At 62.0% G+C, this 23,220-nt stretch carries 19 protein-coding genes; 7 read left to right on the top strand and 12 right to left on the bottom strand.

The window, feature by feature from the left end; genetic code table 11:
* Positions 1-84: 84 nt before the first annotated feature.
* The gene (gene rlmE / locus DMX11_RS20340; protein WP_110746153.1) at positions 85-711 is read right to left on the bottom strand and encodes a 23S rRNA (uridine(2552)-2'-O)-methyltransferase RlmE; all 627 of its coding nucleotides are present in this window, start codon (positions 709-711) and stop codon (positions 85-87) included.
* Positions 712-813: 102 nt separating this feature from the next.
* Between rlmE and yhbY the strand changes: the two genes are divergently transcribed.
* The gene (gene yhbY, locus DMX11_RS20335; protein WP_003249945.1) at positions 814-1,122 is read left to right on the top strand and encodes a ribosome assembly RNA-binding protein YhbY; all 309 of its coding nucleotides are present in this window, start codon (positions 814-816) and stop codon (positions 1,120-1,122) included.
* A 12-nt stretch (positions 1,123-1,134) separates the two neighbouring features.
* Here the strand turns inward: yhbY and DMX11_RS20330 are convergent, their stop codons facing one another.
* From DMX11_RS20330 to grpE, 8 genes are all read right to left on the bottom strand, one after another.
* Positions 1,135-1,584, bottom strand: coding sequence for an MFS transporter (locus tag DMX11_RS20330; protein ID WP_110746151.1), 450 nt, complete (start codon positions 1,582-1,584; stop codon positions 1,135-1,137).
* Positions 1,562-2,038 (bottom strand): transcription elongation factor GreA, encoded by a 477-nt coding sequence (gene greA / locus DMX11_RS20325; RefSeq protein ID WP_024717413.1) that lies wholly within the window; start codon positions 2,036-2,038, stop codon positions 1,562-1,564. The genes DMX11_RS20330 and greA overlap by 23 nt, the downstream gene beginning before the upstream one ends.
* A 2-nt stretch (positions 2,039-2,040) precedes the next feature.
* Positions 2,041-5,262, bottom strand: coding sequence for a carbamoyl-phosphate synthase large subunit (carB, locus tag DMX11_RS20320; protein WP_110746149.1), 3,222 nt, complete (start codon positions 5,260-5,262; stop codon positions 2,041-2,043).
* Positions 5,263-5,367: 105 nt separating this feature from the next.
* Positions 5,368-6,504 (bottom strand): glutamine-hydrolyzing carbamoyl-phosphate synthase small subunit, encoded by a 1,137-nt coding sequence (gene carA / locus DMX11_RS20315; RefSeq protein WP_110746147.1) that lies wholly within the window; start codon positions 6,502-6,504, stop codon positions 5,368-5,370.
* A gap of 265 nt (positions 6,505-6,769) precedes the next feature.
* The gene (dapB, locus tag DMX11_RS20310) at positions 6,770-7,573 is read right to left on the bottom strand and encodes a 4-hydroxy-tetrahydrodipicolinate reductase (RefSeq protein ID WP_012053753.1); all 804 of its coding nucleotides are present in this window, start codon (positions 7,571-7,573) and stop codon (positions 6,770-6,772) included.
* 13 nt (positions 7,574-7,586) lie between these two features.
* Positions 7,587-8,711, bottom strand: coding sequence for a molecular chaperone DnaJ (gene dnaJ, locus DMX11_RS20305; RefSeq protein ID WP_110746145.1), 1,125 nt, complete (start codon positions 8,709-8,711; stop codon positions 7,587-7,589).
* Positions 8,712-8,908: 197 nt separating this feature from the next.
* A complete protein-coding gene (gene dnaK, locus DMX11_RS20300) occupies positions 8,909-10,834 on the bottom strand; it encodes a molecular chaperone DnaK (protein WP_110746143.1) in 1,926 nt (641 codons plus the stop codon).
* A gap of 101 nt (positions 10,835-10,935) precedes the next feature.
* The gene (gene grpE / locus DMX11_RS20295; RefSeq protein ID WP_110746141.1) at positions 10,936-11,493 is read right to left on the bottom strand and encodes a nucleotide exchange factor GrpE; all 558 of its coding nucleotides are present in this window, start codon (positions 11,491-11,493) and stop codon (positions 10,936-10,938) included.
* A 192-nt stretch (positions 11,494-11,685) separates the two neighbouring features.
* Here grpE and recN point away from each other — a divergent pair, with 192 nt between their 5' ends.
* Complete coding sequence (recN, locus tag DMX11_RS20290; protein ID WP_110746139.1) at positions 11,686-13,359, top strand: DNA repair protein RecN; 1,674 nt, start codon at positions 11,686-11,688, stop codon at positions 13,357-13,359.
* Between the two features lie 190 nt (positions 13,360-13,549).
* On the opposite strand, the gene fur is transcribed toward recN, so the two are convergent.
* Complete coding sequence (fur, locus tag DMX11_RS20285; protein WP_110746137.1) at positions 13,550-13,954, bottom strand: ferric iron uptake transcriptional regulator; 405 nt, start codon at positions 13,952-13,954, stop codon at positions 13,550-13,552.
* A 97-nt stretch (positions 13,955-14,051) separates the two neighbouring features.
* Here fur and DMX11_RS20280 point away from each other — a divergent pair, with 97 nt between their 5' ends.
* A complete protein-coding gene (locus DMX11_RS20280; RefSeq protein ID WP_110746135.1) occupies positions 14,052-14,588 on the top strand; it encodes an outer membrane protein assembly factor BamE in 537 nt (178 codons plus the stop codon).
* Positions 14,589-14,649: 61 nt separating this feature from the next.
* Here the strand turns inward: DMX11_RS20280 and DMX11_RS20275 are convergent, their stop codons facing one another.
* The gene (locus DMX11_RS20275) at positions 14,650-15,084 is read right to left on the bottom strand and encodes a type II toxin-antitoxin system RatA family toxin (RefSeq protein WP_110746133.1); all 435 of its coding nucleotides are present in this window, start codon (positions 15,082-15,084) and stop codon (positions 14,650-14,652) included.
* 163 nt (positions 15,085-15,247) lie between these two features.
* Here DMX11_RS20275 and smpB point away from each other — a divergent pair, with 163 nt between their 5' ends.
* Positions 15,248-15,730 carry an SsrA-binding protein SmpB gene (smpB, locus tag DMX11_RS20270; RefSeq protein ID WP_110746131.1) on the top strand — a complete coding sequence of 161 codons (483 nt, stop codon included), beginning with the start codon at positions 15,248-15,250 and terminating at the stop codon, positions 15,728-15,730.
* Positions 15,731-15,893: 163 nt separating this feature from the next.
* Here smpB and DMX11_RS20265 read toward each other — a convergent pair whose 3' ends face one another.
* The gene (locus tag DMX11_RS20265; protein WP_003249911.1) at positions 15,894-16,661 is read right to left on the bottom strand and encodes an FCD domain-containing protein; all 768 of its coding nucleotides are present in this window, start codon (positions 16,659-16,661) and stop codon (positions 15,894-15,896) included.
* Between the two features lie 256 nt (positions 16,662-16,917).
* Between DMX11_RS20265 and DMX11_RS20260 the strand changes: the two genes are divergently transcribed.
* From DMX11_RS20260 to DMX11_RS20250, 3 genes are all read left to right on the top strand, one after another.
* On the top strand, positions 16,918-18,588 hold the full coding sequence (locus DMX11_RS20260) for a lactate permease LctP family transporter (RefSeq protein WP_110746129.1): 1,671 nt from the start codon (positions 16,918-16,920) through the stop codon (positions 18,586-18,588).
* A 63-nt stretch (positions 18,589-18,651) separates the two neighbouring features.
* Positions 18,652-19,797, top strand: coding sequence for an FMN-dependent L-lactate dehydrogenase LldD (lldD, locus tag DMX11_RS20255; protein ID WP_110746127.1), 1,146 nt, complete (start codon positions 18,652-18,654; stop codon positions 19,795-19,797).
* Between the two features lie 75 nt (positions 19,798-19,872).
* Positions 19,873-22,683 carry an FAD-binding and (Fe-S)-binding domain-containing protein gene (locus DMX11_RS20250; RefSeq protein ID WP_110746125.1) on the top strand — a complete coding sequence of 937 codons (2,811 nt, stop codon included), beginning with the start codon at positions 19,873-19,875 and terminating at the stop codon, positions 22,681-22,683.
* The last annotated feature ends 537 nt before the right edge of the window (positions 22,684-23,220 follow it).

Raw genomic sequence — 23,220 nt, 5'->3', positions numbered from 1 at the left:
TGAAAGCTAGACTACACGAAGTTCGGACAATCCTGACGCCGCGGCCAATTGGAAATAACTATCAGCCGCCGCGCTTCACGCCTTTCAAGCGCCTTTGAAACCTTTGCCCAACAGGTACTGCTCACGCGAACGATCCCGCGAAGAGGATGGTTTGCGCATCTGCACCTTGTCGAATTTGGTGCGCACATCCTTCAGGTACATGTCGAAACCTTCGCCCTGGAAAATCTTGATCAGGAAATCACCGCCAGGCTTCAGTACGCGGGTTGCCAGATCCAGGGCCAGCTCACAGAGGAACATTGCGCGCGGCATGTCCACTTCGGGCGTACCACTCATATTGGGGGCCATGTCGGAAATCACAAGGTCTACATGCGAATCCCCTACCGCCTCGAGGATTTGCTGGAGCACGGCATCATCGGTGAAATCGCCCTGAATGAAGGTCACATCGGGGATCGAGTCCATTTCCAGGATGTCGGAAGCGATCAACCGACCCTGGCCACCAATCAGACGACTGGTCACCTGCGACCAGCCACCCGGGGCCGCGCCGAGGTCGATGACGCTCATGCCGGGACGGATCAGGCGGTCTTTTTCCTGGATCTCCAGCAGTTTGTAGCTCGCACGCGAGCGGTAGCCATCCTTCTGTGCCTGCTTCACAAAAGGATCGTTGAAATGCTCTCGCAGCCAGTTTGCGCTGCTTTTGGAACGTTGTACCACGGGGCACCTCGATGATATGCGTCGTGATTGACTGGGCGGAGCCGGTGGCCCTCGGGTAAAATGCCGGTCAATTTTACAGAATCAGACGGAAAGGGTCAGATTATGCCGCTCAATAACGAGCAGAAGAAGCAATACAAGTCCATTGGTCATGACCTGAAGCCGGTCCTGATCGTTGCTGGCAACGGTTTGAATGAAGGCGTCATCGCCGAGCTGGAGCGCGCTCTGGTCGACCACGAACTGATCAAGGTCGAAATCCGCTCGGAAGACCGCGAAGAACGCGCAGAGACCATTGCCGAGCTGTGCAAGGCCGGCCGTGCCGAGCTGGTGCAGACCATCGGCAAGAAAGCCCTGATCTACCGCAAGAACCCACAGCCGAACAAGCAGCTGTCCAACATCCACCGTTACAAGTAACAGTGGCCCCGGTCAGTGGCGCGTCGGACGCGCCCTGACCGGCACCGGCTGGGCCACCAGGACAATGCCGGAAAAGCCCAGCACCAGGAAGCAGAACATCTGCCAGCGCTCGCCGACGGAAATGCCGTAGCGCAAGGTGTAGTACCCCACGCAGGCACCGAAGCCGAGCAACAGCATCTGGCCCCGGAACTGCCGCCACCAGGCCGCCAGGCCGTCCACCCTTGCCAGCACTGCCAGCTGGGTCAACAAGCCAAGTAACGCCACGCCGATCAACCAGCGGTCGATCTGCCCGGCGATATCCTGCACCAGCAGCGGCGCCAGGCCACTGACCTTGAGCGCAGGCACCAGCCCCACGTGGAACACCCACAGGCCTCCGACCCAGAATACCTGGGCCAGTTGCCAGAGGATCCCCTCAAGGGATGGCGCCCGCAGGCGCCGGTCAGATGTGCTTGACTTCGACAATCTCGTACTCGACCGTGCCACTAGGCGTCTTGACGACGACGGTATCACCTTCTTCCTTGCCGATGATGGCACGGGCAATGGGAGCGCCGCTCGACAGCTTGCCCTGCTTCACGTCGGCTTCATCCTCGCCAACGATCTGGTAGGTCACCTCTTCATCTGTTTCGGTGTTGGCCAGTACCACGGTGGTACCGAAAATCACCTTGCCAGTATGAGGGATAGTGGTCACATCAATGACCACCGAATTCTGCAGACGGCCTTCGATATCACGGATACGCGCCTCGACCATGCCCTGCTCCTCGCGGGCGGCATGGTATTCGGCGTTTTCCTTGAGGTCACCCAGTTCCCGTGCTTCACCGATGGCCTGGCTCAGGCGCGGGCGCTCGGTCTTGCTCAGGAACAGATGCTCCTCTTCCAGGGCGCGGGCGCCCTGGACGGTCATCGGGTACTTGGTAATACTCATGCTTTGAGTCCTGCATGCAGATCCTGCAAGCGGCGAACGGTCTTTTCCGGACCGAATTTCAGCGCTTCGCAGATGGCTTCACCAGCCGCAATGGTAGTGGTGCAGTAAATCTTGTGCTGCAGCGCATTGCGACGAATCGAGTAGGAATCGGCGATCGACTGGCGGCCTTCGGTGGTGTTGATGATCAGCGACACTTCGTCGTTCTTGATCATGTCGACCACGTGCGGGCGACCTTCGGTCACTTTGTTCACACGGCGCACTTTCAGGCCAGCCGCTTCGATAACCTTGGCGGTGCCGGCAGTAGCAACCACTTCGAAGCCCAGGGCGATCAGGTCGCGGGCAACGCCAGCCACTTGTGGCTTGTCGTCGTCGCGCACGCTGATGAACGCGGTACCGCCGGTCGGCAGCACTTCGCTGGCACCCATCTGGGCTTTGGCGAAGGCTTCACCGAAGCTGTCACCGACACCCATGACTTCACCGGTCGATTTCATCTCAGGGCCGAGGATCGGGTCAACCCCTGGGAACTTGGCGAACGGGAAGACGGCTTCCTTGACGCTGTAGAAGTTCGGGATGATTTCTTGGGTGAAGCCCAGCTCTTTCAGGGTTTTGCCAGCCATGACGCGGGCCGCGATCATCGCCAGGGAAGTGCCGATGCACTTGGACACGAACGGTACGGTACGCGAGGCACGCGGGTTGACTTCGATCACGTAGATCTTGTCGCCCTGCAGGGCCAGCTGCACGTTCATCAGGCCGACCACGCCCAGCTCCAGCGCCATTTTCTTGACCTGAACGCGGACTTCATCCTGCACTTCCTTGCTCAGCGAGTAAGGTGGCAGCGAGCACGCCGAGTCGCCGGAGTGTACGCCGGCCTGCTCGATGTGCTGCATGATCGCGCCGATGACCACGTCGGTGCCGTCGCACACCGCATCCACGTCCATCTCGATGGCGCAGTTGAGGAAGTGGTCGAGCAGTACCGGGCTGTCGTTCGACACTTGTACCGCTTCACGCAGGTAGCGCTTGAGCTCGTCCAGCTCGTAGACGATCTCCATGGCACGGCCGCCCAGTACGTATGACGGGCGCACGACCAGCGGGTAGCCGATGCTGCCAGCAGCACGGATGGCCTCTTCTTCGCTGCGCACGGTGGCGTTTGGCGGCTGCAGCAGGTTCAGGCGCTGAACCATCTGCTGGAAGCGCTCACGGTCTTCGGCGCGGTCGATGGCGTCAGGGCTGGTACCGATGATCGGAACGCCAGCTTCTTCCAGGGCGCGGGCCAGCTTCAGCGGGGTCTGGCCGCCGTAGTGAACGATCACGCCCTTCGGCTTCTCGACGCGGCAGACTTCCAGCACGTCTTCCAGGGTCAGCGGCTCGAAGTACAGGCGGTCGGAAGTGTCGTAGTCGGTGGAGACGGTTTCCGGGTTGCAGTTGACCATGATGGTCTCGTAACCGTCTTCACGCAGCGCCAGGGCGGCGTGTACGCAGCAGTAGTCGAACTCGATACCTTGGCCGATACGGTTCGGGCCGCCACCCAGGATCATGATCTTGTCGCGGGTGGACGGGTTGGCCTCGCACTCTTCCTCGTAGGTGGAGTACAGGTAGGCGGTGTCGGTGGCGAACTCGGCGGCGCAGGTGTCGACGCGCTTGTACACCGGGAACACCTCCAGCTTGTGGCGGTGACGGCGCAGGTTCTTGTCGGTGATACCCAGCAGCACAGCCAGACGCTGGTCAGAGAAGCCCTTGCGCTTGAGGCGCAGCATGTAGTCCTTGTCGATTGCCGACAGGGCCAGGGTCTTGACCTTCTCTTCTTCCTTGATCAGGTCTTCCATCTGCACCAGGAACCACATATCGATGCCGGTCAGATTGAAGATTTCTTCGCAGGTCATGCCCGAACGCATGGCGTCGGCGACGTACCAGATACGCTCGGCACCCGGCACGGTCAGTTCGCGCTTGAGGATGCTGCCGGCTTCCGGGCTGGCCAGGTCGACTTTCGGGTCGAGGCCGCAGGCGCCGACTTCCAGGCCGCGCAGGGCTTTCTGCAGGGATTCCTGGAAAGTACGGCCGATGGCCATGACTTCACCCACAGATTTCATCTGAGTGGTCAGGCGAGCGTCGGCTTTCGGGAATTTCTCGAAGGCGAAGCGTGGCAGCTTGGTGACGACGTAGTCGATCGACGGCTCGAAGGACGCCGGGGTACGGCCACCGGTGATGTCGTTCTGCAGTTCGTCGAGGGTGTAGCCGATGGCCAGCTTGGCGGCGATCTTGGCGATCGGGAAGCCGGTGGCTTTCGATGCCAGCGCCGAGGAACGCGAAACGCGCGGGTTCATCTCGATGACGACCATGCGGCCGGTATTCGGGCAAATGCCGAACTGGACGTTGGAACCGCCGGTTTCCACACCGATTTCACGCAGCACCGCCAGCGAGGCGTTGCGCATGATCTGGTATTCCTTGTCGGTGAGGGTCTGCGCCGGGGCAACAGTGATCGAGTCACCGGTGTGCACACCCATCGGGTCGAAGTTCTCGATCGAGCAGACGATGATGCAGTTGTCCTTTTTGTCGCGGACCACTTCCATCTCGTACTCTTTCCAGCCGATCAGCGATTCGTCGATCAGCAGTTCCTTGGTCGGCGACAGATCCAGACCACGGGTGCAGATTTCTTCGAATTCTTCACGGTTGTAGGCAATACCGCCGCCAGTGCCGCCCATGGTGAACGATGGACGGATGATGCATGGGAAGCCGAGCTTCTCGAGGACCGCATTGGCCTCTTCCATGCTGTGGGCGATACCGGAGCGCGGGCACTCCAGGCCGATGTCCTTCATGGCCTTGTCGAAGCGCGAGCGGTCTTCGGCCTTGTCGATGGTGTCGGCGTTGGCGCCGATCATCTCTACGCCGAACTTCTCCAGAACGCCGTGGCGCTCCAGGTCCAGGGCGCAGTTCAGGGCGGTCTGGCCACCCATGGTCGGCAGGACGGCGTCCGGGCGCTCTTTCTCGATGATCTTGGCCACCGATTGCCACTTGATCGGCTCGATGTAGGTGGCGTCAGCCATGGCCGGGTCGGTCATGATGGTGGCTGGGTTGGAGTTCACCAGGATAACGCGGAAACCTTCTTCGCGCAGGGCTTTGCAAGCCTGGGCGCCGGAGTAGTCGAATTCGCAGGCCTGGCCGATCACGATCGGGCCGGCACCGAGAATCAGGATGCTTTTGATGTCTGTACGTTTTGGCATGGTGGTCACTCAAATCCGGGGTCAGTCGGCAAGCCGCTTTGAACAATCTGGGTCAGGCGCTGCCGGGCGCGGCGTGTGCCGGCCCGGGGCCTTGAAGCAGGATGCTCAGCGGCGCTTGGCCATGGCATCGGTGAAACGATCGAACAGCGGCGCGACGTCGGTCGGGCCTGGGCTCGCTTCAGGGTGGCCCTGGAAGCTGAACGCGCTCTTGTCGGTACGCTCGATACCCTGCAGGGTGCCGTCGAACAGCGACTTGTGAATGGCGCGAACGTTAGCCGGCAGGGTTGCCTCGTCAACGGCGAAGCCGTGGTTCTGGCTGGTGATCATGACCACACCGGTGTCCAGGTCCTGGACCGGGTGGTTGGCACCGTGGTGGCCGTGCCCCATTTTCACGGTCTTGGCGCCGGAAGCCAGGGCCAGCAGCTGATGGCCGAGGCAAATACCGAACACCGGGATCTCGGTTTCGAGGATTTCCTTGATCGCCTGGATCGCGTAGTCGCACGGCTCAGGGTCACCAGGGCCGTTGGACAGGAACACGCCGTCCGGGTTGAGTGCCAGCACTTCGCTGGCAGGGGTCTGGGCCGGCACCACGGTCACGCGGCAGCCACGGGCAACCAGCATGCGCAGGATGTTCAGCTTCACGCCATAGTCGAAGGCGACCACATGGTAGGGCAGGTCGGCTGCGTCGATGGTCGGGTGGCTGTCGGTTTTCAGCTCCCACACGCTGGAGCGCCACTCGTAGCGTTCCTTGGTGGAAACTACCTTGGCCAGGTCCATGCCCTTCAGGCCTGGGAAGCCGCGGGCGGCGGCGATGGCGGCTTCTTCGCTGATGTTGTCACCGGCGAGGATGCAACCGTTCTGGGCGCCTTTTTCACGCAGGATACGGGTCAGGCGGCGGGTGTCGATGCCAGCGATGGCAACGACGTTGTTGGCCTTGAGGTACTCAGGCAGCGACTGGGTGTTACGCCAGTTGCTGGCCAGCAGCGGCAGGTCACGGATGACCAGGCCAGCGGACCAGACACGGTTCGACTCGGCATCTTCCGGCGTAGTACCGGTATTGCCGATGTGCGGGTAGGTCAGGGTAACGATTTGCTGCGCGTAGGAAGGGTCTGTAAGGATTTCCTGGTAGCCGGTCATAGCGGTGTTGAATACCACCTCACCAACGGTCTGACCGTCGGCACCGATGGCTTCACCGCGAAAAATACTGCCGTCGGCAAGGGCGAGTATGGCTGGCTTTGTCAAGAAGACCTCCCGTAAATCAAGCATGAAAGGGCGATCGCAGGTTGCAAAAAAGCGGAGTGACGTATGGACACGTCACCCCGCTTTCATGTGCTGAATTCAATTCGCTGCGCGCTTTTAGTGGACACACTAAAGCTGTAGCTTACAGAAAAGTGCGTTTTCGGTCTACCGTGAATGTGTCTCTAAAACACAAGATTGCGACAGACTGACATCGGCAGTGGACGCTTCGCGAGCAAGCCCGCGAAGCAGCCAATACCACTCGAACGGCTTAACGCAGCTCGAGCACATCCTGCATATCGTACAGGCCAGGCTCGCGCCCATCCAGCCACAGTGCCGCACGCACGGCACCCTTGGCGAAGGTCATGCGGCTGGAGGCCTTGTGGGTGATTTCCAGGCGCTCGCCTTCGGCAGCGAACAACACGGTGTGATCGCCCACCACATCGCCGGCACGCACGGTAGCGAAACCGATGGTTTTGCGATCACGCGCGCCGGTTTGCCCTTCACGGCCATACACCGCCACTTCCTGCAGATCACGGCCCAGCGCATTGGCAACCACTTCACCCATGCGCAGCGCAGTACCCGATGGCGCATCGACCTTGTGCCGGTGGTGCGCCTCGATGATTTCGATATCGACATCATCGCCCAGCACCCGCGCAGCCATATCCAGCAGCTTGAGGCTAAGGTTGACCCCCACGCTGAAGTTGGCGGCGAACACGATTGGAATGTCCTTGCCAGCTTCGGCCAACAGCTGCTTCTCTTCGACTGTAAAACCGGTCGTGCCGATGATCATCGCCTTGCCATGCTTGCGGCAGAACGCGAGGTTCTTCAGGGTCACCGAGGGGTGAGTGAAGTCGATCAGTACATCGAACTCGTCGGCAACCTTGGCCAGGTCGTCGGACAGCAGCACGCCAATTCGGCCAAGTGCCGCCAGCTCTCCGGCATCAGCCCCGACCAACGAGCTGTCAGGGCGATCGATCGCTGCGGTCAGCCCCGCGCCCGAGGTTTGTTGCACGGCTTCGATGAGGGTTTTACCCATCCGCCCCGCCGCGCCCATCACTGCAATACGTCGCATAACCTGTTCCTTGTCAGAGATCGCCGAAGAAGCGCTTCACACCATCGAACCAGCCGCTGGCCTTGGGCGAGTGGGAACTGTCGCCTTCCAGCGAATCACGCAGCTCTTCGAGCAGCTCACGCTGACGGCGACTGAGATTGACCGGGGTTTCTACGGCCACACGGCACAGCAGGTCACCCGCACCACCACCACGCACCGGGGCAACACCCTTGCCACGCAGACGGAACTGCTTACCGGTCTGGGTGCCTTCCGGGATCTTCAGCTTCACGCGACCGTCGAGGGTCGGCACTTCCAGCTCGCCACCCAGGGCAGCATCGGTATAGCTGATCGGCACTTCGCAGTACAGGTGCTTGCCGTCACGCTGGAAAATTTCGTGCTCACGCACGCTGATCACCACATACAGGTCGCCAGTCGGGCCACCATGGGTACCGGCTTCGCCCTCGCCCGACAGGCGGATGCGGTCACCGGTGTCGACACCCGCCGGCACCTTGACCGACAGCGTCTTGTATTCCTCGACACGGCCTTCGCCGTGGCACGAGGTGCATGGGTCGGTGATGATCTTGCCCTGGCCATGGCAACGCGGGCAGGTCTGCTGCACCGAGAAGAAGCCCTGCTGCATGCGGACCTGGCCGATGCCACCACATGTCGGGCAGGTCGACGGGGTCGAGCCCTTCTTGGCGCCGGAGCCGTCGCACGGCTGGCAGTTGACCAGGGTCGGCACACGGATGCTGACCGTGGTGCCGCGCACCGCTTCTTCCAGGTTCAGTTCCAGGGTGTAGCGCAGGTCGCTGCCGCGCTGGGCACCACCGCGTCCACCACCACGGCCACCGCCAAAGAAGTCGCTGAATACATCACCGAAGATGTCGGAGAAGTTGGCGCCACCGAAGCCCGCACCACCACCGCCCATGCTCGGGTCGACACCCGCATGGCCATACTGGTCGAACGCTGCGCGCTTGCTGGCATCAGACAGCACTTCGTAGGCCTCGTTGGCCTCCTTGAACATGTCTTCCGACTCTTTGTCACCCGGGTTGCGGTCCGGGTGGTATTTCATCGCCAGGCGGCGATAGGCTTTTTTGAGGTCAGACTCGCTGGCGCCGCGCTCGACACCCAGTACCTCATAATAATCACGCTTGGACATAGGTCATTTGCACCTTGTTGGGCGTCCGGCATCTGCGCCGCGCCATCAGCACCTGCCACTCGCCCGAACGGGCCGCTGACAGATGCTGTAAAAATTCTCGAATTCCAGATACGCCAACGCGGGAGCAAGCCCCCGCGCGGCGACATCCTACCAGCTCACCGGCAAACGACGATGAACTGGCCGACAACATGCAACGATTACTTCTTGTCTTCGCCTTTCACTTCTTCGAACTCGGCGTCGACCACGTCATCGTGCTTGGCTTCCGGCTCAGCCTGCTGCGCGCCACCCTGAGGCTGCTCGGCCGACTGCTCGGCGTACATCTTCTGGGCAACCGGGGCAGATACCTTGGACAGCTCTTCGACCTTGGCGTCGATCGCGGCCTTGTCGTCGCCTTTGACAGCGGTTTCCAGGGCAACAACGGCAGCCTCGATGGCTGTTTTCTCTTCAGCGGTGACCTTGTCACCCGCGTCAGCGACCATCTTACGGGTCGAGTGAACCAGCGCATCACCCTGGTTACGGGCGGCGGCCAGCTCTTCGAACTTGCGGTCTTCCTCGGCGTTTGCCTCGGCGTCACGCACCATGCGCTCGATTTCTTCGTCCGACAGGCCGGAGTTGGCCTTGATCACGATCGACTGAGTCTTGCCGGTAGCCTTGTCTTTCGCGCCTACGTGCAGAATGCCGTTGGCGTCGATGTCGAAGGTCACTTCGATCTGTGGAACGCCACGCGGTGCTGGCGGAATGTCAGCCAGGTCGAACTTGCCCAGCGACTTGTTCTGCGCAGCCTGCTTACGCTCACCCTGCAGTACGTGAATGGTCACGGCGCCCTGGTTGTCGTCGGCAGTGGAAAACACCTGCGACTTCTTGGTCGGGATGGTGGTGTTCTTCTCGATCAGCGCAGTCATCACGCCGCCCATGGTTTCGATACCCAGGGTCAGCGGGCTGACGTCCAGCAGCAGCACGTCTTTCACGTCACCGGCCAGAACAGCACCCTGGATGGCGGCGCCCATGGCGACGGCTTCGTCCGGGTTGACGTCCTTGCGCGCTTCTTTACCGAAGAAGTCGGCAACTTCTTTCTGCACCAGCGGCATGCGGGTCTGACCGCCCACCAGGATCACGTCGTCGATCTTGCTTGCGTCGATGCCGGCGTCTTTCAGGGCGATGCGGCAAGGCTCGATGGTACGCTTGACCAGGTCTTCGACCAGCGACTCCAGCTTGGCGCGGGAGATCTTCACGTTCAGGTGCTTAGGACCGGTGGCGTCTGCAGTGATGTACGGCAGGTTGACGTCGGTCGACTGGGCGGACGACAGCTCGATCTTGGCTTTTTCTGCGGCTTCTTTCAGGCGCTGCAGGGCCAGAGGATCGTTCTTCAGGTCCATGCCCGACTCTTTCTTGAACTCGTCGACGAGGTAGTCGATCAAGCGCATGTCGAAGTCTTCACCACCCAGGAAGGTGTCGCCGTTGGTGGCCAGTACTTCGAACTGGTGCTCACCGTCGACTTCGGCAATTTCGATGACCGAAACGTCGAAGGTACCACCACCCAGGTCATAAACGATGACGGTGTGGTCGCCCTTGGCCTTGTCCATGCCGTAAGCCAGTGCAGCGGCAGTCGGCTCGTTGATGATGCGTTTTACGTCCAGGCCAGCGATGCGGCCGGCGTCTTTGGTAGCCTGACGCTGGCTGTCGTTGAAGTAGGCCGGAACGGTGATGACCGCTTCGGTGACAGGCTCGCCGAGGTAGTCTTCGGCGGTCTTCTTCATTTTCTTCAGGACTTCGGCGCTGATTTGCGGCGGAGCCATTTCCTTGCCAGCAGCCTCGACCCAGGCGTCACCGTTGTTCGCCTTGACGATCTTGTACGGCACCAGCTTGATGTCTTTCTGCACGACGTCTTCTTCGAAGCGGCGGCCAATCAGGCGCTTCACTGCGAACAGGGTGTTGTGCGGGTTGGTCACAGCCTGGCGCTTGGCCGACTGACCAACCAGGATTTCGCCGTCATTGGCGTAGGCCACGATCGAAGGGGTAGTACGCGCACCTTCGGCGTTTTCGATGACCTTGACGTTACCGTTTTCCAGAATGGAGACGCACGAGTTGGTGGTCCCCAGGTCGATACCGATGATTTTACCCATGTTAACTCTCCCGAAACTTGAATTTGGTAGCAGCGACTACTTTGGCCAACTGCGGTAATACTTGAAGGCTTGACACCTAGATGGGGATGCCCCGGAGGATTTCAAGCCTTTTCATTGATCGAGGGTTGCGCCGCGCTCGGCGCCTTGCTGACCACCACCATGGCGGGGCGCAGCAGGCGGCCGTTCAGCAGGTAACCCTTCTGGAACACATTCAGCACGCTGTTTGGCTCGACCTCGGCGTTTTCCTGCATGGCCATGGCCTGGTGGTGCTCAGGGTTGAATGGTTGACCGTGCGGGTCGACCGCTTCGAGGTGGTAGCGTTTGAGGATGTCCTGGAACATCTTCAGGGTCAGCTCGACGCCTTCGCGGATCTGCTTGACGTGCTCGTCCTCGGCACTGGAGTGGGCCAAGGCCAGTTCCAGGCTGTCGATCACCGGCAGCAGGTCGCTGGAGAACTTTTCCAGGGCGAACTTGTGAGCCTTTTCGACATCCTGCTCGGCGCGACGGCGCACGTTCTGCAGGTCGGCTACGGCGCGCAGCGACTGGTCCTTGGCGGCGGCCAGCTGTTCCTCGAGTTCCAGAACACGGGCGTCAGCAGTGGTTTCTGCACCAGTTTCTTCAACATTAAGGTCTTTTTCGTTCAGCTGTTCGTCAGCCATGGGGTCTCTCCTGCGCAATTTTGTGGACTGCGAGCCAGGCTCGCCTTGGATGTCGGCTATATGGGGCCGGAAAAACCAGCTTCAAGGGGCAAGGTGGTTTTCCGGCCCGAAACAGAATCTGCCAAGGGGCATTGGCAGGCCTGAAAAAAGTACTGTATAAATAACCAGACCTGACTTTCGGGAGCCGCCCCCATGCTGGTGCACCTGTCCATTCACAACTACGCCATCGTCGAGCACCTCGACCTCGAAATCGCTCGCGGCATGTCCGTCATCACTGGCGAGACCGGTGCTGGCAAATCGATCATGCTCGACGCCCTCGGCCTGGCCCTGGGCGACCGTGCCGACAGCGGCGTGGTGCGCCCCGGCACCGACAAGGCAGACATCCTCGCCACGTTCGACCTGGTGGACATCCCCGAGGCACACACCTGGCTGGCCGAGCGTGATCTGGACAACGACGGCCTGTGCATCCTGCGCCGGGTCATCACCGCCGAAGGCCGCAGCCGTGGCTACATCAATGGCACGCCCTGCCCGCTTGGCGACCTCAAGGCACTGGGCGAGCTGTTGATCGACATCCACAGCCAGCACGAGCATCAGTCACTGCTCAAGACCGACACCCACCGCCGCCTGCTCGACGAGTACGCCGGCGCGGTCGACCTGGCCCGCCAAGTGCAACTGGCCGCCAAACGCTGGAACCAGACCCGCCTCGAGCTGGAGCGCCTGTCCAACTCCGGTGACGAGCAACGCGCGCGCCATCAGTTGCTGAGCTACCAGCTAGAAGAACTGGACAACCTCGGCCTGGGTGAACACGAACTGGAGCAACTGGAGCAGGAACACAAAAACCTGACCAGCGCCGAAGCCCTGTTCGGCATCTGCCGGCAGGTCATCGACCAGTGCAGCGAAAGCGATTCGGGGAATGTGCTCAGCGCCCTCACCGCCAGCCTCAACCGCCTGGGCGCTGCCACCAATTCACCCAAGGCACTGGGTGAAGCCGCCAACCTGATCGCCAGCGCGCAGATTCAAGTCGAGGAGGCCATGGGTGAACTCAATCGCTTCCTCGACAACTTCGACGCCGACCCGATGCGCCTGCAGGCACTGGAAGAGCGCCTGGACACTATCTATACACTGGCACGCAAGCACCGCGTGCACCCGACTGAGCTGCCCCGCCTGCAACAACAGCTGATGGAAGAGCTGGAAGGCCTGAACGCCAGCGACGAATCGATCGAGCAGCTTGGCGAAGAACTGGCGGCCTTTGCCCAGCACTATAAAGAGAAGGCCCGCGAACTCAGCGCCCTGCGCCAGCAGGCTGCCCAGCAGCTGGCAGTGGCCGTGGAACATGAAATCCAGCGCCTGGGCATGCCCGGCGGGCGTTTCTGCATCGAACTGACAGCGAACGAAGGCGCCGAACTGTCACCCCATGGCTTGGAGCAGATCGAGCTGTTGGTCAGCGCCAACCCTGGCCAGCCGCTCAAGGGCCTGGCGAAGGTGGCTTCGGGTGGTGAACTGTCACGTATAAGCCTGGCGATCCAGGTGATTACCGCGCAGACCTCGCGCATTCCTACCCTGGTGTTCGACGAGGTTGACGTGGGTATTGGCGGGCCAACGGCAGAAATCGTCGGCCAACTGCTGCGGCGCCTGGGCGAGCGCGGCCAGGTACTGACCGTGACCCACCTGCCGCAGGTGGCGGCGCAGGGGCATCACCATTTGTTCGTGCACAAGGTACGCAACAGCGACACCACCCACACCGCCGTGGCTAGCCTTGGCAAGCGCGAGCGAGTCGAGGAAGTGGCGCGGATGCTGGGCGGCATCGACCTGACCAAGGAATCCCTGGCCCATGCACGCAAGATGGTGGTGAGCGGCAAGGCCTGATCCTTTCTTTTCCAGGGCGATTCGCGGGCACGCCCGCTCCCACAGGGTGATCACAGGATCTGAAACCTGAGATGTACCTGTGGGAGCGGGCGCGCCCGCGAAGAGGCCGGCACGGGCAACACATTTTTCAACCCCAGAAAGCACAAAGGCGACCCGAAGGTCGCCTTTGTCATCCGTAACGAAAAAATCGTTACTTCTTCTTACGGACGTACAGGACCAGATTGTGGTCCACCAACTCGAAACCGTGCTCTTCCACGATTTCACGCTGACGCTTCTCGATTTCAGCATCCATGAACTCGATAACTTCGCTGGTATCCACGTTGACCATGTGGTCGTGGTGACCGCCATCGGCCAGCTCGAACACAGCGTGGCCGCCGTCGAAGTTGTGGCGAACCACCAGGCCCGCCGCTTCGAACTGGGTCAGTACGCGATACACGGTGGCCAGGCCGACGTCCTCGCCAGCTTCCATCAGCGCCTTGTAGACGTCCTCGGCACTCATGTGACGCTGCTCGGTAGAATCGAGCATCTGAAGGATCTTAACTCGAGGCAGGGTTACCTTGAGACCGGCTTTGCGCAATTCGCTATTTTCAACCATGGTCAGCTTTCTCGCCGATGCTGCTTCGCAGCTTCTCTTAATACGGGTATGATCGGGGTTTACGTTGTCCAGCCAAGATAGTGGAAGTCGCCCACCGATGCAAAACACCAAGCTCTTGCTAAACAGCCTCGCCCTCGCGGGACTGCTCGCACTCGCCGGTTGCTCGTTTCCCGGGGTTTACAAAATCGACATCCAGCAGGGCAATGTCGTCACGCAAGACATGATAGACCAATTACGCCCCGGAATGACCCGCCGGCAAGTAAGGTTTATCATGGGCAACCCGCTGATTCAGGACACCTTCAACACCAACCGGTGGGATTACCTGTACAGCCTGCAACCTGGTGGCGGCAAACGCCAGCAGGAGCGCATGAGCATTTTCTTCAACGAAAGCGACCAGTTGGTCAGCCTGTCTGGCGACTTCATGCCGGGCGTCAGCCGCGACCAGGAAATCCTGGGTGGCAGCGGCGACACCACGGTCAGCCCGGCCACCGAGCCAGGCCAGACCGAGCAGCCAGCTGTTCAGCCTGAAGAAAAGCCAGCCAAACCTGGTTCGACCGAAGAGTCCATCCAGCGCGAGATCGATACCATCGAGACCACCCCGGTCCCGACTCCGGCACCGCTGGAAACCCAGTAATCGGCACGCAGATGCAAAAAAGCCCGGACTTGTTCCGGGCTTTTTGTTGTCGCGTACTCAGTCAGGCATGCAGTTGCTTGGCACGCTGGCAAAACGCATCAACCAGCGTATTGGCTGCCTGATTGAACAGTGGCCCCAAGGTGGCGCGCACAATCGGCCCAGCGTAATCGAAGGACAGGTCCAGGCTGATTTTGCAGGCTTTTTCGCCCAGCGGCTTGAACACCCAAACACCATGCAACTGGGTGAACGGCCCCTCCTCCAGGTTCATTTCGATGGACTGCCCCGGCACCAGTACGTTACGCGTCACGAAGTGCTGGCTCATGCCCCCCTTGGCCACCTCGAGCTTGGCGCGCATGTGGGTGTCGCCGGCTTCGATCACCGTCGAGGCCGAGCACCACGGCAAAAACTCAGGGTAGCTGGCCACATCGTTGACCAGATCGTAGAGCGCCTGGGCAGGGTAAGGCAGCAGGGCGGAGCGTTGAATATGGGTAGTCATCCAGGCGTCACTTCCAAGGCTGGGTGGCGGTGCTTCGCAGCGTGCCGAAAACAGGTTCTGTGCATATGACAGGCTTTGTATTGTCCGGTATTCATTCCGGTGGCTCAAGCACACCGAAATCCCGTAGCGGACGACGCTTCGAGTTGCCTATAATGCGGCCCCTATGGCTAAGCAAAAGAAACATCCGACCGGGACCATCGCGCAAAACAAGAAGGCGCGACACGATTACTTCATCGAACACAAGTTCGAGGCCGGGCTGGTCCTGTCCGGTTGGGAAGTAAAAAGCCTGCGAGCCGGCAAGGCGCACCTCGTTGACAGCTACGTGCTGCTCAAGGACGGCGAAGCCTGGCTGTTCGGCAGCCACATCACCCCGCTGACCACGGCCAGCACCCACGTCATCGCCGACCCTATCCGCACACGCAAGCTGCTGCTGAACAAGCGCGAGCTTGAACGGCTGGAAGCTGCGGTCGCGCAAAAGGGTTACACCTGCGTGGCGTTGTCGCTGTACTGGAGCAAGCACCTGATCAAGTGCGAAATCGCACTCGGCAAGGGCAAGAAGGAATTCGACAAGCGCGATACCGTGCGCGAACGCGATTCCAACCGCGAGCTGCAGCGGGCTGTGCGGAACAAGGGCAAGGAAGAGTAACCAGCCTGCCTGGCCGCTGTGGGAGCGGCATTGTGTCGCGAAAGGGCTGCGAAGCAGCCTCAGTAATCTGCGCATCGACGCCGATCCTGGGGCCGCTCTGCGACCCTTTCGCGACGCAAGGCCGCTCCCACAGGCCCCACGTTACAGCACAAAGTACGCGCTCTCAGCGCCCGCTGCGCCGCTCCGCCCGTGCCACCCGCTGCGCTTCTTCGTGCGCCTCATGCAGCACTTCCTGCACATACAAAATGTGCCGGCTGGACACTTCCCGCGCATCCTCCGCCCTGCCCTCGACAATCGCCAGGTACAGCTCCCGGTGCTGACTGATCAGCATGTCCCGGGTTTCGGTACGCTGCTGGTACATGCCCCCGATGTTGGTCACCACGTTGCGTTTCAGCAGGTCGAACAAACCCCGGATGGTGTGCAGCAACACCGCGTTATGGCTGGCCTCGGCGATCGCCAGGTGGAAGCGCGCATCAGCCGCGCCCTCTTCCGCACGGGTCACCTCATCGACCCTGGCATAGCAGTCCTGCAGCGTATCGAAGGCCGCCTTCAACCGTGCCCGGTCCGGCTCGGTGGCACGCTGGGCCGCGTAATAGGCGCAGGACGCCTCCAGGGTATGGCGGAACTCGAGCAGGTCCCGCTGCGCCTCAGCACTGTGCTCAAGCAATTGCAGGAGTGGATCGCTGAACGTAGACCCCAGCGATTCGGCAACAAAATTGCCGCCACCCTGGCGGCTGACCAGCAGCCCCTTGGCCACCAGCTTCTGGATCGCCTCACGCAGTGACGGGCGGGATACACCAAACTGCTCGGCCAGGACGCGCTCGGCCGGCAGCCGCTGCCCCGAGGTCAGCGTGCCTTCCAGAATCATCCCTTCCAGCCGATCGACAATGTCGTCGGACAGGCGCCGTTGGCGGACCTGATCAAAAACCATCACATGCTCTCCACAAACCCCCGGCAAATTTCAGGGGTGGCCTATTCTCGCCGATCCAGGCAGCGCGAACACCCATCACACCGCGTTTTTCGCAGCACATCAGGTGCCCGCTCATCGATACACGACCAAAGTTTTGCACGGGACAAATTGACACACCCACGACAGCCCTTTTAACCTAGCGACCAGCCATTGTAAATTGGTCTTACCAATTATCCAATGCCAGCGCCTGACCAACAACAATTAGGGGCCACCCCATATGCAAACCTGGCAACAACTCTATAGCCCGCTTGGTAGCCTTGGCCTGTCCGCACTCGCGGCGGTCATCCCGATCGTGTTCTTCTTCCTCGCCCTGGCCGTGTTCCGACTCAAGGGCCACGTGGCTGGCAGCATCACCCTGGCACTGTCGATCCTGGTAGCGATCTTCGCCTTCCAGATGCCTGTCGACATGGCCTTCGCCGCTGCGGGTTACGGCTTCCTCTACGGCCTCTGGCCAATTGCCTGGATCATCGTTGCCGCGGTGTTCCTGTACAAACTCACGGTCAAGAGCGGCCAGTTCGAAGTGATCCGCAGCTCGGTGCTGTCGATTACCGACGACCAGCGCCTGCAAGTACTGCTGATCGGCTTCTGCTTCGGTGCCTTCCTGGAAGGTGCGGCAGGCTTTGGCGCACCCGTGGCCATTACGGCCGCGCTGCTGGTAGGCCTGGGCTTCAACCCGCTGTACGCCGCCGGCCTTTGCCTGATCGCCAACACCGCCCCCGTGGCCTTCGGCGCCCTCGGCATCCCGATCATCGTGGCCGGCCAGGTTACCGGCATCGACGCCTTCCACATCGGCGCCATGACCGGTCGCCAGCTGCCGCTGCTGTCGCTGTTCGTACCGTTCTGGCTGGTGTTCATGATGGACGGCCTGCGTGGCGTGAAGGAAACCTGGCCCGCAGCCCTGGTCGCCGGCCTGAGCTTTGCCGTCACCCAGTACTTCACCTCCAACTTCATCGGCCCAGAGCTACCTGACATCACTTCGGCCCTGGCCAGCCTGATCTGCCTGACCCTGTTCCTGAAAGTCTGGCAACCCAAGCGTTCGTTCGGCGAAGCCAAGGGCAGCGTCGGCGCCGCCGTGGTCCAGCCAAGCGGCAGCCAGCCAAGCCCGTACAGCTTTGGCGAGATCTTCAAGGCCTGGTCGCCGTTCCTGATCCTCACCGTGCTGGTCACCATCTGGACCCTGAAGCCGTTCAAGGCGGCCTTCGCCCCGGGCGGCGCGATGTACAACTTCGTGTTCAACTTCGCCATCCCGCACCTGGACCAGCTGGTCATCAAGACCGCCCCGATCGTTGCCGCGCCAACCGCCATGCCAGCGGTGTTCAAGCTGGACCCGATCTCTGCCACCGGCACCGCGATCTTCCTATCGGCACTGATTTCCATGGCGGTACTGAAGATCAATTTCAAAACTGGTCTTACCACTTTCAAAGAGACCTTCTGGGAGCTGCGCTGGCCGATCCTGTCGATCGGCATGGTGCTGGCCTTCGCCTTTGTCACCAACTATTCGGGGATGTCCTCGACCATGGCCCTGGTGCTGGCCGGCACGGGCGCAGCGTTCCCGTTCTTCTCGCCGTTCCTCGGCTGGCTGGGCGTGTTCCTGACCGGCTCGGACACCTCGTCCAATGCCCTGTTCAGCTCGCTGCAGGCCACCACCGCGCACCAGATCGGGGTCAACGACACCCTGCTGGTAGCCGCCAACACCAGCGGCGGCGTGACCGGCAAGATGATTTCGCCACAGTCGATCGCCGTGGCGTGCGCCGCCACCGGCCTGGTCGGCAAGGAATCCGACCTGTTCCGCTTCACCGTCAAGCACAGCCTGTTCTTCGCCACCATCGTCGGCCTGATCACCCTGATCCAGGCTTACTGGCTGACCGGCATGCTGGTTCATCACTAAAGTGAAAGGGGCCGGGCGCCGTCAAGCGCCCGGCATTCCCCACAAGCAACGCTGCGAGAATCCATGATCATTTCTGCCTCTACCGACTATCGCGCCGCGGCCCAACGCAAGCTGCCTCCCTTCCTGTTCCACTACGCTGACGGCGGCGCCTACGCCGAACACACCCTGCGCCACAACGTGTCCGACCTGGCCAGCATTGCCCTGCGCCAGCGCGTGCTGAAGAACATGTCCGAACTCAGCCTCGAGACCCGGCTGTTCGACGAGACCCTGAGCATGCCGGTGGCCCTGGCCCCGGTCGGCCTCACCGGTATGTACGCCCGCCGTGGCGAAGTGCAGGCCGCGCGCGCAGCCGCCGCCCATGGCATCCCGTTCACCATGTCTACCGTGTCGGTATGCCCGATCGAAGAAGTGGCGCCCGCCATCAACCGGCCGATGTGGTTCCAGCTGTATGTGCTGAAGGACCGCGGCTTCATGCGCAATGCGCTGGAGCGGGCCAGGGCTGCCGGGGTCAAGACCCTGGTGTTCACCGTCGACATGCCGGTGCCCGGCGCCCGCTACCGCGACGCGCACTCCGGCATGAGCGGCAAGAACGGGCCGATGCGCCGGGTATTGCAAGCGATGACCCACCCAGAATGGGCGTGGGACGTTGGCGTAATGGGCCGCCCGCACGACTTGGGCAATATCTCGAAATACCGCGGCAACCCCACCGGCCTGGCCGACTACATTGGCTGGCTGGGCAACAACTTCGACCCGTCCATCTCGTGGAAAGACCTGGAGTGGATCCGCGAGTTCTGGGACGGCCCGATGATCATCAAGGGCATTCTCGATGCCGATGACGCCCGCGATGCGGTCAAGTTCGGTGCCGACGGTATCGTCGTGTCCAACCACGGCGGGCGCCAGCTCGACGGCGTGCTGTCCAGCGCCCGCGCCCTGCCGGCAATCGCCGACGCGGTCAAAGGTGACCTGAAGATTCTGGCCGACTCCGGTATCCGCAGCGGCCTCGATGTGGTGCGCATGATCGCCATGGGCGCCGACACCGTGCTGATCGGCCGCGCCTTCCTCTGGGCCCTTGCCGTGCATGGCGAAGCCGGGGTGAAGAACCTGCTGGAGCTGTTCGAGAAGGAAATGCGCGTGGCCATGGTGCTGACCGGCGCCAAGTCGATCAGCGAGATCACCCGCGACTCGCTGGTACGCGAACTGGGCGCCTGACCGCCTGCAAGAACCAACGCCTGATTGACCTGGGGCATGTGGCGCACAGACGCCACAGCCCCGCGAGGAGACTGCATGAGCTTGCCCGCCGCGTTCCTGCGTGATGCCGAGCGCCTGATACCCGCCGAACGCCGCTTCGACGACCCCACGTCCACCCTGGCCTTTGGCACCGACGCCAGCTTCTACCGGCTGATCCCCAAGCTGGTGGTGCGCGTCGAATCCGAAGACGAAGTAGTCAGCCTGATCAAGCTGGCCCAGCGCGAGCGGGTGCCGGTCACCTTCCGCGCTGCCGGCACCAGCCTGTCTGGCCAGGCCATCAGCGACTCGGTGCTGATCGTGCTCGGTGACAACTGGAATGGCCGCGAGATCCGTGGCCAGGGCGAGCAAATCCGCCTGCAACCCGGCGTGATCGGCGCCCAGGCCAACGCTTGGCTGGCCCCGTTCGGGCGCAAGATCGGCCCTGACCCGGCCTCGATCAACGCCTGCAAGATCGGCGGCATCGTCGCCAACAACGCCAGCGGCATGTGCTGCGGCACCGCGCAGAACACCTACCACACCCTGGCCGGCCTGCGCCTGGTGCTGGCCGACGGCACCCGCCTGGACAGCGAAGACCCTGCCAGCGTCGCCGCCTTCGAAAGCAGCCACGCCGAGCTGCTGGAAGCACTGGCCCGCCTGGGCCGCGAAACCCGCGCCAACACCGCGCTGGCCGAACGCATCCGGCACAAATACAGGCTGAAGAACACCACAGGCCTGTCACTGAACGCACTGGTGGACTACGACCAGCCGCTGGACATTCTGCAGCACCTGCTGGTCGGCTCCGAAGGCACCCTGGGCTTCATCAGCGCCGTCACGTACGACACCGTGCCCGACCACCCGCACAAGGCCAGCGCCTTACTGGTGTTCCCCAGCGTCGAAAGCTGCTGCCGCGCGGTACCCGTCCTCAAGCAGCAGCCGGTCTCGGCCGTGGAACTGCTCGACCGCCGCAGCCTGCGCTCGGTGCAGAACATGCCCGGCATGCCGCTGTGGGTAAAAGGCCTGTCGGACAATGCCTGCGCCCTGCTGATCGAGTCCCGCGCCGCCAGCCAGAGCCTGCTGCACGAGCAACTGCAGCAGATCATGGCCTCGATCGCCGACTTCCCGCTGGAACAACAGGTGGACTTCAGCGAAGACCCAGCCGTGTACAACCAGCTGTGGAAAATCCGCAAGGACACCTTCCCCGCCGTCGGTGCCGTGCGCCAGACTGGCACCACGGTCATCATCGAAGACGTGACCTTCCCCGTCGAGCAACTGGCCGAGGGCGTCAACCGCCTGATCCAGCTGTTCGACAAGCATCACTATGACGAAGCGATCATTTTCGGCCATGCGCTGGAAGGCAACCTGCACTTCGTCTTTACCCAGGGGTTCAACAGCGCCGAAGAAGTCGCCCGTTACCAGGCATTCATGGACGACGTGGCCCAACTGGTGGCGGTGGAGTTTGGCGGCTCGCTGAAGGCCGAGCACGGTACAGGCCGCAACATGGCACCGTTCGTGGAGCTGGAATGGGGCCAAGACGCCTACCAGCTGATGTGGAAGCTCAAGCGCCTGCTCGACCCCAACGGCATCCTCAACCCCGACGTGGTGTTGAGCGACGACCCGGATATCCACCTGAAAAACCTCAAGCCGCTGCCGGCCGCCGACGAAATCGTCGACAAGTGCATCGAGTGCGGCTTCTGCGAACCGGTATGCCCCTCCAAAGGCCTGACCCTCAGCCCACGCCAGCGCATCGTCATGTGGCGTGACATCCAGGCCAAGCAGCGCGCCGGCATCGATACCCGCGAACTGATGCAGACCTACCAGTACCAGGGCATCGACACCTGCGCCGCTACCGGCCTGTGCGCCCAGCGCTGCCCGGTCGGCATCAACACCGGCGAGCTGGTGAAGAAACTGCGCAGCCAGGCCGCCGACCACACCAAGACCGCCAACTGGCTGGCCGAACACTTCCACACCGCCTTGGGCGGCGCCCGCCTGACGCTGATCGCCGCCAATACCGCACGCAAGCTCCTAGGCGCTCCACGCCTGGGCCGCCTGAGTGCGTCGATGAGCAAAGCCAGCAAGGGCCGCCTGCCGCAGTGGACCCCGGCCATGCCGCAACCACTGCGCCCACTGGATTTCGGCCCGGCCAGCAACGACGCCCGCCCCCGCGTGGTGTACCTGGCTGCCTGCGTGTCGCGGGTGATGGGCCCGGCGTATTCCGATCGCGAGCAAAGTTCGCTGCTGGACAAAACCCGCGCCCTGCTGGAAAAGGCCGGTTACCAGGTGGTGTTCCCCGACAACGCCGACAGCCTGTGCTGCGGCCAACCGTTCGCCTCCAAGGGCTACCCCGAGCAGGCCGAACACAAGCGCCAGGAGCTGATCACCGCCCTGCTGCACGCCAGCCGCGGCGGCCTCGACCCGATCTATTGCGACACCAGCCCCTGCACCCTGCGCCTGGTGCAGGACCTGAGCGACACCCGGCTGGACCTGTACGACCCCGTGCGCTTCATCCGCACCCACCTGGTCCACCGACTGGAGTTCACCCCTCAGGACGAACCGGTAGCTGTGCACGTGACCTGCAGCACCCAGCACTTGGGCGAAAGCCAGGCCTTGATCGACCTGGCGCGGCGTTGCAGCAAGCAGGTGGTGATTCCGGAAGGCATTCATTGCTGCGGGTTCGCCGGGGACAAGGGCTTCACCACCCCCGAGCTGAACGCCCACTCGCTGCGCAGCCTGAAAGATGCGGTGCAGTATTGCAGCGAAGGGATTTCTACCAGCCGCACGTGCGAAATTGGGCTGTCGAGCCACAGTGGCATCGATTATCACGGGTTGGTTTACCTGGTCGACCGCGTTACCCGGCCGCGTAGTATTTAGGCGGGGGGCGGTTCGCCGTGAGGGGTGCGGCGCCTGGGCGATCGAGCGCCGCCCGCGCGGCGCATCGCGAGCTGCGCTCGCTCCCACGTTTGTTTCGGGCCAATTATGCCTGTGGGATTTGCGCGCGAACGCCTTGGTGCATGGCGCGATATCGCGTCGTATGAACCAGGCGGTCGCGGGCGCCTGTCACAGGCGTTTCGGGCCAATTATTCCTGGGGAAATTGCGCGCGAACGCCCTGGCGCATGGCGCGATATCGCGTCGTACAAACAAGGCGGTCGCGCGCGCCTGTCACAGGCATAACTGGCCCGAAACAAATGTAGGAGCGAGCGCAGCTCGCGATGCGCCGCGCGGGCGGCGCTCGATTTCTGCAACACCCTAAAACTCGCGCCAAACACTCCCGGGCATTCCGCAATCTCATGCCATGCGGTGTCGCTTTAAGGGTATGGCGGTAGAGGTACGTCGCCCGTGAGACCGAGCGCCGCGCGGGCGGCGCTCGGTCTCCCAGCCCCCGAACATGCCCCGCCAAGCACCTACCC

Origin of the sequence: Pseudomonas sp. LB-090624 (assembly GCF_003205205.1) — a bacterium.
GTDB lineage: Bacteria > Pseudomonadota > Gammaproteobacteria > Pseudomonadales > Pseudomonadaceae > Aquipseudomonas.
The sequence above is the reverse complement of the archived record's forward strand: the minus strand, read 5'-3'. Positions and strand labels throughout refer to the sequence as shown.